Source organism: Dyadobacter sp. SG02, assembly GCF_900109045.1.
In the GTDB taxonomy this organism is placed as follows: Bacteria; Bacteroidota; Bacteroidia; order Cytophagales; family Spirosomataceae; genus Dyadobacter.
Window position 1 is genome coordinate 1 of sequence record NZ_FNYL01000012.1, and the last position, 15906, is coordinate 15906.

13 protein-coding genes and 2 pseudogenes are annotated in these 15906 nt (G+C 45.3%); 6 read left to right on the forward strand and 9 right to left on the reverse strand.

Annotated features, from left to right (window positions below):
* On the forward strand, nt 1-977 hold a 977-nt coding region (locus BMW93_RS24820), incomplete at its 5' end, for a T9SS type A sorting domain-containing protein (RefSeq protein WP_090382735.1).
* Between the two features lie 190 nt (nt 978-1167).
* Here BMW93_RS24820 and BMW93_RS24825 read toward each other — a convergent pair.
* The gene (locus BMW93_RS24825; protein ID WP_090382737.1) at nt 1168-1836 is read right to left on the reverse strand and encodes a response regulator transcription factor; all 669 of its coding nucleotides are present in this window, start codon (nt 1834-1836) and stop codon (nt 1168-1170) included.
* A gap of 222 nt (nt 1837-2058) precedes the next feature.
* Between BMW93_RS24825 and BMW93_RS24830 the strand changes: the two genes are divergently transcribed.
* On the forward strand, nt 2059-2745 hold the full coding sequence (locus BMW93_RS24830) for a response regulator transcription factor (RefSeq protein WP_090382739.1): 687 nt from the start codon (nt 2059-2061) through the stop codon (nt 2743-2745).
* A gap of 104 nt (nt 2746-2849) precedes the next feature.
* Here BMW93_RS24830 and BMW93_RS24835 read toward each other — a convergent pair whose 3' ends face one another.
* A complete protein-coding gene (locus BMW93_RS24835; RefSeq protein WP_090382742.1) occupies nt 2850-4346 on the reverse strand; it encodes a capsule assembly Wzi family protein in 1497 nt (498 codons plus the stop codon).
* 791 nt (nt 4347-5137) lie between these two features.
* On the opposite strand from BMW93_RS24835, the gene BMW93_RS36325 reads away from it, so the two are divergent.
* The 4 genes and pseudogenes from BMW93_RS36325 to BMW93_RS24850 all read left to right on the forward strand — a co-directional run bounded on the left by BMW93_RS36325 (nt 5138) and on the right by BMW93_RS24850 (nt 9957).
* Complete coding sequence (locus BMW93_RS36325; protein WP_177194190.1) at nt 5138-5455, forward strand: WxcM-like domain-containing protein; 318 nt, start codon at nt 5138-5140, stop codon at nt 5453-5455.
* Between the two features lie 13 nt (nt 5456-5468).
* On the forward strand, nt 5469-6662 hold the full coding sequence (locus BMW93_RS24845) for a hypothetical protein (protein WP_090382746.1): 1194 nt from the start codon (nt 5469-5471) through the stop codon (nt 6660-6662).
* Between the two features lie 187 nt (nt 6663-6849).
* Nucleotides 6850-6975, forward strand: a pseudogene (locus tag BMW93_RS36330) (two-component regulator propeller domain-containing protein); the annotation flags it as partial.
* Between the two features lie 141 nt (nt 6976-7116).
* On the forward strand, nt 7117-9957 hold the full coding sequence (locus BMW93_RS24850) for an ATP-binding protein (RefSeq protein ID WP_229240785.1): 2841 nt from the start codon (nt 7117-7119) through the stop codon (nt 9955-9957).
* 11 nt (nt 9958-9968) lie between these two features.
* Here the strand turns inward: BMW93_RS24850 and BMW93_RS24855 are convergent, their stop codons facing one another.
* From BMW93_RS24855 to BMW93_RS24885, 7 genes and pseudogenes are all read right to left on the reverse strand, one after another.
* Nucleotides 9969-11393, reverse strand: coding sequence for a sialate O-acetylesterase (locus BMW93_RS24855; protein WP_090382752.1), 1425 nt, complete (start codon nt 11391-11393; stop codon nt 9969-9971).
* A 147-nt stretch (nt 11394-11540) separates the two neighbouring features.
* Nucleotides 11541-11720, reverse strand: coding sequence for a hypothetical protein (locus BMW93_RS35275; RefSeq protein ID WP_143061720.1), 180 nt, complete (start codon nt 11718-11720; stop codon nt 11541-11543).
* Between the two features lie 52 nt (nt 11721-11772).
* Nucleotides 11773-11979 (reverse strand): hypothetical protein, encoded by a 207-nt coding sequence (locus BMW93_RS24860; protein WP_090382754.1) that lies wholly within the window; start codon nt 11977-11979, stop codon nt 11773-11775.
* A 64-nt stretch (nt 11980-12043) separates the two neighbouring features.
* A pseudogene (locus tag BMW93_RS24865) lies at nt 12044-12301 on the reverse strand (helix-turn-helix domain-containing protein); the annotation flags it as partial.
* A gap of 118 nt (nt 12302-12419) precedes the next feature.
* Entirely contained in the window at nt 12420-12929 is a 510-nt protein-coding gene (locus BMW93_RS24870) for an SgcJ/EcaC family oxidoreductase (RefSeq protein WP_090382757.1), read from the reverse strand.
* A 229-nt stretch (nt 12930-13158) separates the two neighbouring features.
* Nucleotides 13159-13839: a VOC family protein gene (locus BMW93_RS24875; RefSeq protein ID WP_090382759.1), complete on the reverse strand. Its 681-nt coding sequence runs from the start codon at nt 13837-13839 to the stop codon at nt 13159-13161.
* 951 nt (nt 13840-14790) lie between these two features.
* Nucleotides 14791-15789, reverse strand: a complete 999-nt coding sequence (locus tag BMW93_RS24885) for a transposase (RefSeq protein ID WP_090382764.1) — start codon at nt 15787-15789, stop codon at nt 14791-14793.
* Nucleotides 15790-15906: the final 117 nt, after the last annotated feature.

Sequence of the window (15906 nt, forward strand, 5' to 3'; positions counted from 1 at the left end):
CTCCGGGCATCGGCCACAGTCAGCAAATCGACATCAACGCCGGATATGGCAACTATGACCCGGGAACCTTTCCGGGTTATGGAAACGTGCCGAGCGCGCGCGGGATTTTTTACTCCTCTGCTGGAAAAACCTCAGGTGTAATACCCCCATATACCGCACAGCTTACCATCGCTCTGGCCCCGGAGGTCCCATGGACAGGAGAAGCATTCATCATACCCCCAGGATGGGAAATGGACCCCACTTCCACACCCACCAACCTGACTTTCTACAATTCCACTGACTGGACCACAGAAGACCCCTATTTTGAGATCCCGGTCAGGGCCATCGCCGCAAGGTCTGATCCTGCCGCATCGGTAGGAACACAGGTGTTCAACATCGGAGGCGACTGGACAGATGACGGACTATTCAATACAACAGTCTCTTCTGTCGGTGTCACTGATATCAATCTGCCCGTGACGCTGATCTCGTTTTCAGCTGTCAAAGAGGGAAAGACAGCACTGTTATCATGGGCCACCAGTGAAGAAACCAACAGCGACCGATTCGAGATCGAACGCAGCGCCAATGGCAAGCAGTGGAATAAAATCGGCTCGGTGGAGTCCAATAAGGAAAGCACAACCATCAGAAAGTACTCGTTCACCGACGAGAGCCCTCTGACAGGAAGAAGCCTGTACCGCTTGAAGATGGTCGATCAGGACAACACTTTCGCATATAGTGTAATCCGCGCGATCTCTATCGAAGGAAAAGGCATTTCCCCTTATCCCAATCCAGCTACTGATTACGTCAAACTCGACGGCATTGCACCAACTTCCGTCAAAAAAGTCGAAATCCTTAGCCACAATGGGACCTCTGTTTATCAATCCGCCGCTGTTTCTACCGAGGGTATCGATGTCAAAAAGCTGGCACCAGGTGCTTATCTTTTGAAAATCACCGACCTGAACGGGGCACTAAACACACAAAAGTTGGTTATTGCAAGATAAGTTTTAGTTGATAATCAATGCCTTTTCTAGTATTCTAAAACCGACAGCCCGGCAGATTCCTGCCGGGCTGTTTTGTATTGATGGCTCGAATAACCAATAGTTCGCGAAGCTTAGATAAGAAAGTCGCCCGTGAAAATCTTCGCGGGCGTGCCTGAATTCACATCACTAAGTAAACTATCCTCTTAACTATTCAATCGACGCTAACCTTTTTGGCCAGATCCAATACGTTGTTCACGCGCATCTTGCGAAAAATATTTGCTTTATAAGTGCTCACCGTGTTGCCCTGAATCTGCAATATCCCGGCAATTTCCTTGGTCAATTTACCTTGCAGTATCAACTGCATCACTTCTCTTTCACGGTCCGAGAGCCGGGGTTCGCGCGCAAGGTAAATAGGCCGCCCATCAAGCAGTTGCTTGTGTACGTTATTGCTCACGTAGTGCCTGCCGTTTAATACGGCGGACATCGCCCCGACCACCTCGTCACGCCTGGCCGACTTTTGAACAAAGCCCTTAGCCCCCTCGAGCAGATATCGTTCCGCGTGAACATGTTCCTGTGCCGAGGTGAAAATGATGACGCTAGCCAATATAGAGATGCGGCTAACAAACTCTATCATTCTCATTCCGGTATGATTTTCGATCTCGATATCCAGTGCTACCAGGTCAAAAATCTCCGCCCTGAGCAGCTCCAACGCTGAGCCTATATTTTCGGCCTCAACAATCTCGCAATCCCCGTCGAGCTCTCTGAAAACAGTTTGCAAGCTCAGTCTGAACAGATACTGCCCATCGATGATTAGAATTCTTTTCATATCTGGAATTTCCTCTCTTGTAGTGTAAAAAATAATAACTTTCGCCGCTTTCAACAGCCGAACGATTAACAGTATACGCTAATATCGGGCGCTCCTCTTCAAGTAAGATTTCTCATCGATTTATAACAAAAATAGCAGGTAGTCAGTATATTAATGCCGCTCAAATGCCAAGCAACGAGGGGAATGAATTCTATCGCAATCTCGAATTATTGCCAGCAGCATTTCTCATCAAGTTTTTTAATATTGTAGCTACTTCGCCACAAAAGTACACTTATCATGCATGAAGACGAACAGACAAAAATTCTGTTGATCGATGACCACGAAATCGTTTTGTGGGCCCTCACAGCTATTATTAAAGAAAGCATTCCCGAGGCTTCGCTATTTTCGGCTTCATCATTTGACCAGGGCCTTAGCATAGTTGCTAAAAGCTCGATAGACTTAGTCGTATTGGACATCGACGTTCCGGGGGGAAACAGCCCCAAGATGATCGAAAGTTTACGAAATGCCTATCCTCCTATTAGAATACTGGTGCACAGCGCAATGAAAGAGGAAGACTTTTCCGTCAAATATCTGAGTGCGGGTGCTGACGGCTTTCTTTCCAAGTCGGCCCCTTTCACCGCCATCGCAAGAGCAATGCGGATGGTTTTGAATGGAGAAAAATACATGAGCTCGCAAACGCAAAGCTACCTGGCACACAATTACCTTAAGTCCATCAGCAACCCCAACAAACACAAGGAGGCGGCTGTTATTACCCCGCGGGAGTCTGAAATCATAAGGTTACTTCTGCAAGGCAAATGGACCAAAGAAATAGCCGGGCAGCTAGGTATCAAATGGAGCACAGTCAGCACACATAAACTTAGCATATTCGAGAAGTTTGGCGTAACCAACGTGATCCAGCTCTACAAGAAAATCGAAAAAGAAAATCCTGAATTACTCAACCTCGACGCTCCCAAAACAAAATAAACTACTCATAGGGCATAAATTTTACAGCCTGGCGCAAGTTTGTGCCGGGCTGTTTTCATATATTAACGCATACTTTGCCTGACTGGCTCCAAGGACGGCAAAAGTCAATGGATTTTCAGCTGCTTTCTAACGGTCAGCATCGCGCCAAACGTCTGAGGAAACAACTGACCGGAATCCATGCCAAAACTGGCTCCGATGTCTGTTGGTCCGGCAATGCTGACACACGTCTGCAAGTTCAAGGCCGCTGAAAGTTGCCTCACAGAAGACTTGAAGGGTGCATTATAAGTCCCCCAATTACTCGAATACGAACATTTTCCCACCCATTCCACCCTTCGAAAGAGCTTTCCCCTGATTCCCAGGTGATAGACCGATACCCGGTTATTGCTCGTAAAGAAATCCGCATACTGAGGCTGCGCCCAAATGGTTTCCGTGGTTGGTGTAATGAATGGCGTTCCGATCGTCCTTCCATAGTACGACCATCCGTCCCGGACTTGCGCATTGTTGAAATAGTCATCCCTGCCTAGCGAACCGCGGTGAATAACTTGCTCCTCGTAGTCGTAATCGGGTCCTCCCTGGCTCTTCGTAAACAGGAGTTCGAAAACGAACTCGCTAATCTCAAAGTTAGCTCCATAAGAGTTCTTTCGCCTGAAACGAAATCCATTTAAACCATCTTTGATATTTCTAAGCGCGTACAACGTGCCATCTTCATAGATATTCTGGCGGTACACAAACAATGAGTAGGCGTAACCCTCTAACTCTAAACCCAGATCAATGGTCCCCAAATGATTTCCAACCCGATTTCCATCATCGAACGAATTGGGTGTGCTATTGGCATCCCCACGCTTTCCTGAAATAATTCTGAAATAGTTCTTTATCCCAGTGGGCATTTTGCCGTCTATGGTCTCATGAGAACTTCTGCCTCCCCACTGTACCTGGTGATTGAAGCCCGCCAGCAGCTTAACCCTGGAATGACCCCTGCCGATCCGGAAGTAGGCCATTTTTTGATGGAGTTTGAGCCGGCTTGTAATTGGCCGGCCGCTTTCAAAAAATCCCTCGGAGTAAAAGCCATGAAAATACAGCCATCTGCCGGTTAGGGGCACTGCCACAAACCTGCTGGTGCCAAACTGGATCTTTGGAATCGGCATCGTGTTTGTTGACCATACGTACGAACCTGTCCCCAATGTCGAATCTGCCAAACCTATCCATTGCCTTCTCCTGCCTGTTACAAGTTCCCAGTTCCGGGATCGAATTCCCGCATAAACTTGCGGGATTAGAACCCTGGATTGCGATCCTGCATTGGCTACGACTTCCGCCCCCGCTGCCCACCGAAAGTTAGCACTATGAGGATTCCTGTGGAAAAAATCCAGGCCGAGCCTCGCACCTAGTCCGGTGCCGACCGCTGAAACAGTTCCAAACTGATTTGCCTGTATCCAGAATGGCGTGCGACTGCCTGAGCTGGCCAATGCTGTTAACTGGTAGCTAACCGTAGCCGAATCCGCATCCTTGAAGCGCTGTTGCTGCAAGTTATGGCCCAGACAGGAAATCGATAGAAGCAAAACAAATGCGGAAGGGATTAGTGTTAGCGAGGATAGGTTTCTCATAAAGAATCATCGGGTCAATATGCCCATTTGAAGATACATTAACCAATTTGGTTAGTTAATTAAGTTGTCAAGACAAGAACGGTACAAAAACGCCAGGCAGCACTCCCTTCATGGAGCGAAATCGGCCGCAAACAAATAGGTTTGATCCCCTGTCGAAAACAAAAAAAAGTCTGTGGTCTGGTCAGAAAAATTACTGCTGGAATCGTATTATCTGCTTATCCAAAATCAGGTATGATTTGGATCAAAAATACAATTCATTCAGGAAATTGCTTATAAACTAATTTCAATTCGAAGTAGAATATTCTCGCTTTCTACATGCCACTGTTGTCTACTTCTCACAGTATCAACATTTTCCAAATGCACGTCAGATCAAATAATAAAATTGATATATTTAAATCAGGAAGAAATGAAAGTATGCAATCTAGATTTGGATGCAAAGATGCCATTTTTTCGAATAAAATATAGAGTTTATCAGACAGCCATTCGTTGCAAAGAGCAATTTTCTTCACAAACATTAGACAAGAACTAAAAACATATACTACAAAATAAAGTAAGGACAGAAAAATAAAATTCTATTCGTCAAATAAAGTCCGGCAAATTAAGTCAAGGTATAATCTCTATCGAAATAGAAGTTCGCTTGAAAATATCGATAATTGTAGGGTTAAATCTACACTGTTACGTAACTAATCTATATTTTCTTTATGCGGATAATTTTATGTTTGTAAATCCACAATAGCTGACACCATAATGCGGACTATAAAATAAAACAGTGGCGCGCAACGCATCATGATTTGGCCAAACTTATAGCGCTTGACACCTTCCACTCTGATGCCGGTGTGTTGACAGTATTCGAAAAGTTGATACCAGGCAACATTATACGGGTCTGTTGTCTCTCTGAAAACACTATTCGTACACAAAAAAAATGTCAAAGTTCAAAGGCGCTCATTTGCCTGATGGGCAACTGTCGCGTAGTAACAGAAACCGGGGATTACAGCCAGGACTTTACGCTCGCCAGGCCGTCGGATTGCCTAATACTTAGCCCTTGTGATGACCATCAAATACATTCCACTTCTGATGATTGCCTAATGCTTTTAATAGCTTATCAATAACCAACAACGACTCATGAAAATCAACAAGTTGCAACAAATCACCATCTACCTGATAAGCTTTATTTCCATTCAAGTGCATGGTCAGGTGGTTGGTCTTGATTCGCTGTTCAAACATAAACCCTGCCAGGAAACTATCGATTTATTGAATGAAACACTTCACACCAACATCATAGCTTCCAGGCCTGCCAGTTTCACGAAGTCTGATTTTGCGCTATCGGTAAATAATAAACGCAGGAGTTGTTCAATTATGGTCAGGCCCAGCAAACGATTCAGTTTAAATGGTGTACAAACACACAAAATTGATTTCGATTTCACTACCAGTATCCGACAATCCGGCGGCAGTTCCTTTCAGGTACTTCCTTACAAGAACAACTCGTTCCGTATCGTATTTGAATACACTCAACCGGACCTTTCCCATATCGAATTAACTTACAGAACCTCTGTTAAGCACAACAAAAACGCCATTCTGTGCACTAGTTCGGATTTTGCTTATTATAAGAATTCCGTTCTTGAAAAAATTAAGGTTACAGCAGCAAAATCCCCCGAAAACAGCTCACAGCCCGACGCCAAAATCGTGCATCAGATCAAAGTTTTGGATAGCCTGGCAAAATCCGGCCAGCAAAACAAGGCGATCAAAAAATACAAGATTTTAGCAACCAAATACGAACCCGACCTTAGTGGATACATCGATATTCACAGCAGGCTGAGCGAGCTATACAGACAGCGCCACAATTACCGGAAAGAGCAAAATGAAAACACATTCTTAATTACAAGTAGTCCTGACCACGAAAAAGGGCTTTATCAGACCAGGAATTGTGAACTGTTTCTGTATCGGGGACGCTACAATGATCTTCGCAGAGCTTACAACATTTGCATCAGCTCGCAGTGTACCTCCCCGGAGCAAAAATTTCTTGCTACATTATACTACTTTACAGCATTGGTTATCACCAATAAAAACGCCACCGAAAAGCTTGCCGATCTCAATGAAGCATCGCAATACTGTGGGTTTGCACAACCTTGTTCGGCACTTGAACAACTGGCCGCCTGGGTCACCAAAAAGGAAATTCAGGCCGAAAAACGTGAACGTATACTGGCTGCGATCAACCTTACTTCCGATGATAAGACTGCCGTTTCATCAGCAAAGTCAGAGAAGGGTGATGCTTCCGGCAATTATGCGCCTACTGCTGCCGTCGGTTTCGATCAATAAAAATCCGACTCAGGACACACCCAATGCCGGTTTTACCGCTGCCGGTCCGGTATATTCAATTTCAAAAGGTTTCATCTGCTAAATTTGCCGGCTGATACCAAAACAGCACCCTATGATTAAACATTACTTTTTAAGGTTGACAAAACCCGGTTACTGGCTACCCATTTTCATTTCACTTGCGGCAGTGATGCAGGTTGGTCCCGCTCACTCACAGGTTGGCCCCAGAGTAGACCATTATACCTCAGAAAACGGCCTGCCTCAAAACAGCATCAAAAGCATCGCTGCCGACAAGGAAGGTTATGTATGGCTTGCCACCGAGGCCGGACTTGTCCGTTTCGATGGACGAAACTTTCTCTCATTGAGTGGAAAGCTGGAAACGAGCGTAGACGGGATTATCGGTATCCAGCCCGTATACAAAAACGACGGCATTTTGGCCAATGGTCGCGCGTCGAAAATGTATGCCGAGACGAATGCCGGCGACCTGATTCAGATCAAGGATGGGAACGCTGAAAAGGACGAGAACGCATACAACTATAAAAAAGCTTTGACCGCGGCCCAGCTTCAATCGATGAAAGGGGTCAACTGGATCAGGGGAATACCGAATATATCTGGTTTTCCCGATGATGAGCGTCCTCACGGATTACCTGCTGCCAGCAGAGACGGGAACCATTATGTTTTCAACAAAAACAGCGTGACCTACTATCGGGGCTGGAAAAAAAACTACACAATTCCCGTTAACAACCTGACCGTTTCAAAAGCATTTGTTACGGACGGGCACCTGTGCTGGGTAAGAGATCGTAATACCATTTCCCAGGTTGTCAATGGTAAAGTTCACGATCTTCGCATAATTGGCGATATTATCAATGATCCGTCCTACAAAGACCTGACGGCAGAAATCAAACTGCGGTGGAACCCCAGCTCGGAGCAAGCTTTTTTTCACCTGGATAATGCTACTTACTTGCTCGAACGGTATGGCAATGGCACGGTTTACGCCAGGCTTCTGGCGAAAGATTTTGATTTTAACGCCAACGGTATAACGGTAGCATACTATGATGCAATAAATGGAAAACTACTCGCAGGAAGTCTGGCAAAGGGCCTTTTTGTTATCCATGTACCGCAGTTTGAGGTTATAAAAACCGGGGGCACTGAGATCTCGAATGTTTTATACGCACAGATTGCGTTTGGGGAAAACAAGGTATTGACACCAACAGGAAATATACTCGGGAAAGACGCTCGCACCGGCGAGGTGACAGATCAAAACAATTCTTTGCTGGCTGAGCTAAACCCAGCAGACAAATGGGTGATATTCAGGAACAAAGACGAGAAGTTATGGATCAGAAGCTGGAAAAAACTGCTTCTGTTCTCAAAAGGCGCAGAAACGCTTGAAAAGACGTGGGAATTTGAAAATCATATTTCTTCCGTCTGCCAGGACAAAGGTGGAAAAATTTGGGTAGGAGTCTCCAAAGATGTTTTCATGCTCGACCCTGAACAGCTCGAAACTGCCCCCAAAAAACTTAATTTCAAACTTGCTGCGAATATCGCTTGCATGGAAACGGGCAGGGACGGCTCGCTGCTAATCGGCACGGAGGCCGGCCTGTATAAGGTGGGCACTACTTCCGGACGCGGCACGATACTACCAGGCACAGACAGTACCCAGATCAAAAGTATCCGCCCGTCTGGCCCGAATCGCTTCTGGCTTACAGCCAGGGGCAAGGGGCTAATGCTTTTGGTCAACGAAAGTAAACTTGTCACCTTCCCGCTAGACAAAAACAAGTTCCTGGCATCGGCGCACTGCGCTGTCGACGATGAAGCGGGTTCTTTGTGGATACCTACCAATAGAGGGCTTTTTCAAGTATCCGAGAAAGAATTGCTCGACTACGCCACCGTAAAAACATCGTCCTCACCGCAAACCACCCCAAAGCCGCCATTTTTCATTCATCATACAATCGATGAGGGCTTTGCAAACAACGAGTTCAACGGAAGTTGCCAACCATGCGGTCTGAAACTCGGCAACGGGTACGTTTCACTCCCTTCGATGGAGGGCTTTGTATGGTTTAAGCCGGAACGAATACGCAAATACAACGAGCAATCCGCTATTAAGCTCGACCAGATACTGGTAAACCAAATCCCACTTAAACAGACCGATGGGAGATATTCATTACCCATCAACCCGCACAATGTCGAGTTTCATTTTTCAACACCATTTTTCGGAAACGTCAGCAATCTGGATGTTTCTTATGCGCTTATCGAAAAAGGAAACAATCAGACAAGCCCAAGCTGGAATGAAATCGGTAATGGGATGGTGATCCATTATTCGAGCATCCATGCAGGTGAATACGAACTCGTCGTTCGCAAGCGCAGTAGCCTGTCCTCGGATGGCTATATTTACAAACGGGCCCATTTTTTCGTGCCTCAGGTATGGTATTTGAAGAGTTGGGTCCTCATGCTATTCGCAGCTGCAATCGCAGGTCTTTTAGTTATTATCGGACTGATGTTCAACCGTTTCAAGCTAAGGGCAATCCAAGCCGAAAACATCCGCCTGGAAACTCTGGTGGCTAGCCGAACAAACTCGCTCCAAGAAACGATGACCGAGCTGGAAGCCTCGAAAACAGAACTTACCGGCCAGGTCCATCTGATGTCGCGTCTTCTGGCATCAATCACACATGACATCCAAACGCCACTGAATTATGCCACCTATGTCTCGGCAGACATTGTTGACCTTTGCAGAGATGGCAGGTATGATCAGGTTCCAAAGGCGGCAACGATCGTATCTTCCATATCGGAGCGAACCGCTACTTTGCTGCGCGACTTGCTTAATTATGTTAAAATGCAGATGTATGGCAAACAAATTCAAATTAAGCCCTTAAATATTCATGCGCTGATTCAGGAAAAGATTGCACTGTTTGAAAAAGTAGCACTCGCTAAGAACAATACCATTATCAATGACGTTGCCGAGGGCATTTTTGTCGATTCCGACGAGCAACTTTTAGCGATCATCGTTCATAACCTGCTTGACAATGCGTCCAAGTATACCTACCAGGGCATCATTAGTTTCAGTTTTAACGACTACCCGGATGGAAAGGAGCTAATTATTTCCAACACGGGAACCGGTCTTCCGCAAGAAAAAGTAGATTTCATCAATGATCGGGAAGTCGTAATCAGTACGGACCCGATAGGTTCAAAAGGACGGGTAGATGAGCTAGGACTATTGATTGTTAAGGAGGTTGCGGCCATGATCCAGGTGCAGGTGAGCGTTTCCCAAACTGATATGGTGAGCTTTCGCCTCAGGTTCTAGGTTTAGCAATTTCACTCTTTTATGGCATACAGCCTGATATGCGTGACCGAGTTCTGTCCGTCATCCTTAATGGGTAAACGTCCCTGATAACTTTGGATTGCCCCGACAGAAAGCCACCAACTTGCATTGCGGTATCGGATGTCTCCGTGAAACAGTGTGGTCGTCGGGACGCCGGATCTGGTCGAATAATATACCAATGAGGCAAATCCCTGCGAGTTAATAGTAGTGTCTATACCCAGGGTATTACCAATAATCTTCTTATCTGCCCTTTCCTCTACAAAAGCATCGCTCATTGCAAATGGGCTGTACCGCTGTTTCCATTCAAAATATGTGTTAGTCAAGCTTCCTCCGGCCACCACCACCAATTTGAAATGGTAGTAGCCATCACTGTTTTTAAACTTCCATATCTCGCCCAGTCTTGAATGAACATTATGAGACGGATTATCGTCGTTTTGACCTATCGCGTCCAGCGTATTATTGAACAGGCCGCCAGCCACGTTGTGGTTAAGCAACAGGCTCTGACCACTTGGTGGCACCGTGTAACCGGAAGGGCTGGAATTATTCCGGGCTGACAAAAAACCATCGTAATAGCGCTTCCCCAGCTCATACTGAGCCGCAGCCGAAAAATGTATCAGGTCCCCATAGTTAGAGCTCAGGTTGTTTGCCGGTACTGTATATGTATAGGGCACCTGGTTGGGAATACCATCAATGACGGATTGGTAACCAGCCCTGGCGGGATCTTCCGCCACCCAGGCAGGCATCATTTGTCCTAACACGAATGGCAAAGCAGGATTACCTACGTGCTCGCGCATGGATTGTATGAAGTTGCACAAGATCTGGTGGTAATAGTGTGTACCCGCGGCGGCATCCGCTTCCCCCTGATGCCATAAGAAACCATCAATCTGGTACCCGGCATTTTTCGCCCATTTGATCCGTGTGACCACATCCCTGAAATAGTTAGTGTCTGTTCGCCAAGAATTGTAAGGATACTGCGAGTCACTCCAACCAGATCCGCCAGCCCCCGCAGGGATCAAGAGCAATTGAATATCCGCGCCAGGATTCTGGGTTTTTAACAGGTCATAATAATAATAACAGAACATGGACGCAAAGGAGGCCCGATCGGTATACCTTGTGATGTGATGAACACCATAAAATGTAAGTGGTATTTCATTGAAATTTTCATCATTCCGCCCCAGCTGAGACATTCTCCTTTGGGCAAAGTCGGGGGGAAGTATTACATCCCCGGCCCCAGAGGTAGTGTTACTTTGCCCGGCAACTATAATCGCCCGCTTAATCAAGGGAGCCGCTTTTTTTTTCGCAGCGGGGGCTGTCCTGCCGGTTTCTTTTGCCTGAGGATATATATTTGCCTGCACTGGCTTATACGCGTAAAAACAGATTCCCAGCAGCAATAGCAGTACTGAACGAAGTTTTTTCATATGACCTGAGGATACGGGTTTAATAGCAATGCCCAAATCCGCGAAGATCCGGGCAAACGCCTATGGTTATACGATGTATCAAATGTAGACAGGGAACAACTAATAAGTAATAGCCTGTGTTCGAGCAGCTACTAGAATAAATTCCGGTCAGGGCAGTTTGGGATTATGCGGAGCGAACATTCCATGGGTATTTTCCAGTTCTACCCAGGCACGCAGTGTCCATAAATTAAACTCTGTGTTGATTTCCCATTCATCAAGCTTACCGGTAAAACCTTCCGGCACAGCCGGAGGCTTTTTGATGTCGGCGATTGGAGTAGTATATTCCACTAGTGGCTGCTTGATTCGAGCTGGTAAACGCCGTTTGTGACGACGGCGATGCTTAGAGTGCGGTCCCTTTGATGTCTAGGAGCTGACCGCCATAATTAATAGTCATGTCGCCATTGACCAAACCCATTTTGTAAAAGTCGCGCCGCCCAGCTTTGACCGGGACTTCTGTTGATTCCGGAAGGGCGTGAACTTTAAAACCTTTGAGTCGAAGGTCCACCTCATTCAGTCCGGGTATTCCAGTCGTTTCTTCATTTAGCATGGGGCAAAGTTAATAAAATCAATCCTTTCCCATTCTTAAATTGATTTGCCATAAACGAATGTTTTTACGTGAACGAAGCCCTAAACTCCATCGGAGACTGATTGGTTTTGTTTTTAAATAGCTTGCTGAAACTTTGCGAATCTTCGAAACCGAGCTCATAGGCAATTTCGGATATGCTTAGCTGCGTGGTCGTCAGCCGCTCTTTGGCTTTCTCGATTAATTTTTCGTGAATGTACTGCTGGGCATTCTGCTGACAAATTAGCAACAAAATATTCCTATAACTTGGGGCAGATACACTTTCAAAGGTTCCATTGGGTAATCCAACCCAAATATCATTGTAGGTAGCAGTGGCGAGGCACTTGTCTGTTAACAACTGAAGTTGATTCCTGTATCGTCACTCCCTACAAGCACAATCAGCATGCAGGGAGTGGCTATGCTATTCATTCAGGAATTGGAGTTCCTGGTTTTACATCGACGTTATGGTAGGAAACAACTTTCCAACCGCCTGTCTCCTTTGCCAATACCTGTAATAATCGGGTATTGAGTTGCCCCTTGGCGTCTAGCTGAAGTCTGGCAGGTAAACCTTCTTTGGCAAAGCCCGATACCTGACATAAGGTTTCTAAAAGTGCTACATCGGCGCGGATAAATTTGAGGGATACGATTTTTTGTTTGAGGACCGTATTCTTAAAAAAGCTTTTGAAGATCACATCGTGCTGGTCTAAAAAGGCTTTATACCCTCTGAAGAACATACCTCCGATATTAGTAAAGGTACCATCAGCGGAAAATGATTGGGAGTAAGCAGGGGCATCGCCCTTGTTCCACGCCTGATCTTCTTGCTGAAGGATGCTTTGTATGGACACTGAATCCGTCACGTTTTGGGCATGAAGCCTTGACGAAGCAAGGATCAGGGTAAAAACCAAGGCACTCTTGATCACTGAATTTATTTTCATGATTACTGGCTTTATATAAAAACAACTTGTAAGCTAGCAAATGGAATACCCCTTACCTATCCTTCTTTAGTTATCGGTTGATAAACAGGAAATTATGACCGGCGCATTAAAAAAATGCCAAGTCGTTGCACAGACTCATGGGTGCCTTTACCGATCCGTGTAGCAATGGACAGCAATGTGAGTACTTCTAACTAGGAAACCGTTGTTTATGACGCAGCTCTGTGGCTGGCTACCAGGTAATACGCAATGGAATCAATGGATTAAAGTCCTTCAATTCACCTTGTTTACCATCATCAAATTCTAAAGTTGCTGAATAAGTCTCGCCAACTGATACTTGAATCGCACCTTCCTGAAGAACCTTTCTGAATGCCACAGAAAAGTCGTTGATTGGAGGGGGGAGTGCTAAGCTTACTTTCGTTAGTTGATGGAATCCCGTTGCATGAGTCAATGACTGCTTCTTTTCTAAGGGGTAGTCTTTGGGTGCCAGACCAAAAAATGGCATCTCAAAGAGCATAGGTTCAGCGGGAAAATCCTCATTTGAAGCAATGTTGGCAAATTGGCCTTCAGGTAAATAAATGGAATGATATCGCCAGCCATCCTCAAAAATTAGGTTAATAGCCTGTTCAGGTTGCTGGTTGGTTCGGAAACAAAGGCCAAATGGACAAAAATAGGTTAGGCTGTATTGCGATCGCTCCCATAATTTGGTTCGTTCGATCACTGGCTTTTTAATTTCATCAATATTAATCACCCAGGCTAATTCTATGTACGCATTCTGGAAAAAAAAGCGCCGACAAGCAGTACCTTGTCCGGGGTGGACATTGGCTGTGCCTTCACTCAAGCCAAAGGATTGTAATGTGCTAGCGACCTGCTCCGCATGATGAGTAAAAATAAAAATATGATCTAACTCCATTGTCGGCTAGGGCCACGAATTACACTTTTCATTCTTTGGGAAGTAATGTACGACAATATAGATATACAATCCGTCCATAAACGATTGTTGACTTAATCTAAATATACCCTCGAACCTGAGACGCTTAGACTTTGTGCATCATGGTCTGGATCAGTCGCATTTATCGGGGGGTAGTAGCATTTAGATCTGTTGTGCTCAGAATGTCCTAGCAGAGTGCTTACTTATTGATCTTTTCAGCCGCTGGTTGGAGTAAGTAAGATTAGTTAACATTATTTCGGTAACTCTGAAAATATTAGGTATGACGTATCCACATTATTCTCCAACGGATTAAAATCCGCTTCATTCTATGATATGAACAGTTGGTAAATATGTACTTGAGAGATATTTAGCAGCTATGGATATTACTATTCCCTGGTGGTTGACTCTGTTTCCAGTTCTGATAATCATCCAATACCTGGTCATATCTCAATTTAGTATTTTCACCATCATGTGCGTTGAACTGACATTCGAACAACCGGCCTGACGCTTCATCATAAAGATAGTACCCGCAGGTCTGGTCCCGGGTGTAGATTTTTACGGGTTTAGCCCCTATCCATCCCATATGCGGAATGAAATCATCAAGGTCGAAAACACATACTTCTAAGAAACCATAAGAATACATATCCAACTTTTTTTCAGCTATTTAGCCAGATTCACTAAACACCTGCGGTTTAAGTGAACAAGCGGTGCCCCCGGGTTATTTAGTGGCCTGCCGCTTGAGTGAAGGCAGTATGTGAGTGAAAGAAAAAAGGGGCCCAGCTCCTCAGCTATTAAGATGGGTTATAGGTATTTCCTCTGCCCCGTTCTGATAAACTGAATCAACACTGGCCTGTTCGCAGTAAACTAGCGTAAATGCGTAGGTAATAAACCTGGACATCGCCAAAGCAATTTGCGCCCAGTCGGCCCCATATTTTAGATATCGACAAATAGACTATCGGCTTTGATACACGAAAAAATCCTATGTACTAATTTGTTGCGAATCGCATTAACCACAGTCATGGGTCTTTTCCCTTCCTGGATCTTCCGTCTGTAATATTTCGCAAGGAAATCGGAACGGCCCTTTTTGGCGTAACCGATAGCGGCCATATGGATCAGGCTCTTGAGGTCACGATTTGCCAGCCTTGACACCCGTGCCCGTGCGTTTAGGCTAGTACCGGACTTTAATTGAAAGGGGGCAACACCGCAATAGCTGGCAAATTTCTTTGGACAGGATATCCACTCGAACTCATTAGTTGCTATCAAGATTTGAACCGCGGTAACCGTGCCAATCCTTGGAACGGAAGTAATTATCTTGACAAGTCGCGCCAACTTCACATCGGATTCAATCAGGCTAAGTATCCTCTTCTCAATTGCTTGCAGATCATTTTTGATCGCGACCAAGGTATTCGAATATAAACTGCTGCCAGTGAGACTGGTTTCTCCCTGTAAGTAGTAGTCTTCGGTCTTTTTGCTTTGTGAAAGCAGTTTTCGCGTTTTCAACAACCGTTTGCGTACTGTTGAAAGTTCTTTTAAGTCGACGATACACTTGCGCGGCACAGTTCGAAAGCGCAACGAGTTAAAGTTCGCGCAAGCATAGCGGGCAATCCTGAGCGCGTCGATCGCATCGTTTTTACCACGTTGAATACCGATTGATTTCTTGATACGAAGCGGGGATTCGAAACAAATCTTATATTTTCCAGCGGCAAGTACCTTGGACAAAAACGAGCCGAACAATCCCATGTCCTCAGCGCAAAAGCAGATGTTTTGTGGCGTCGCCTTGTGGTTTGTAGCAAGCACTCCAAGAATATCGGCAATGGAAGATTCTGTGTTTGCAGTCTTGTATGCAGCGATTTGATCGCCTTTCACATTTACAATGCAGATATCCAGTGTCACTTTGGAAATATCGATTCCAATAAAATATTCCGGCCCCATATGTCACCTTTTTTTCAGACAATAAAGCACATAATATCAAGACAATACCTTATTCAAACCGCCTTTTTAGTTCAAAAGCGCCAAGCCCCGTAATGTTCCTATGTGCTGTCTGATCCG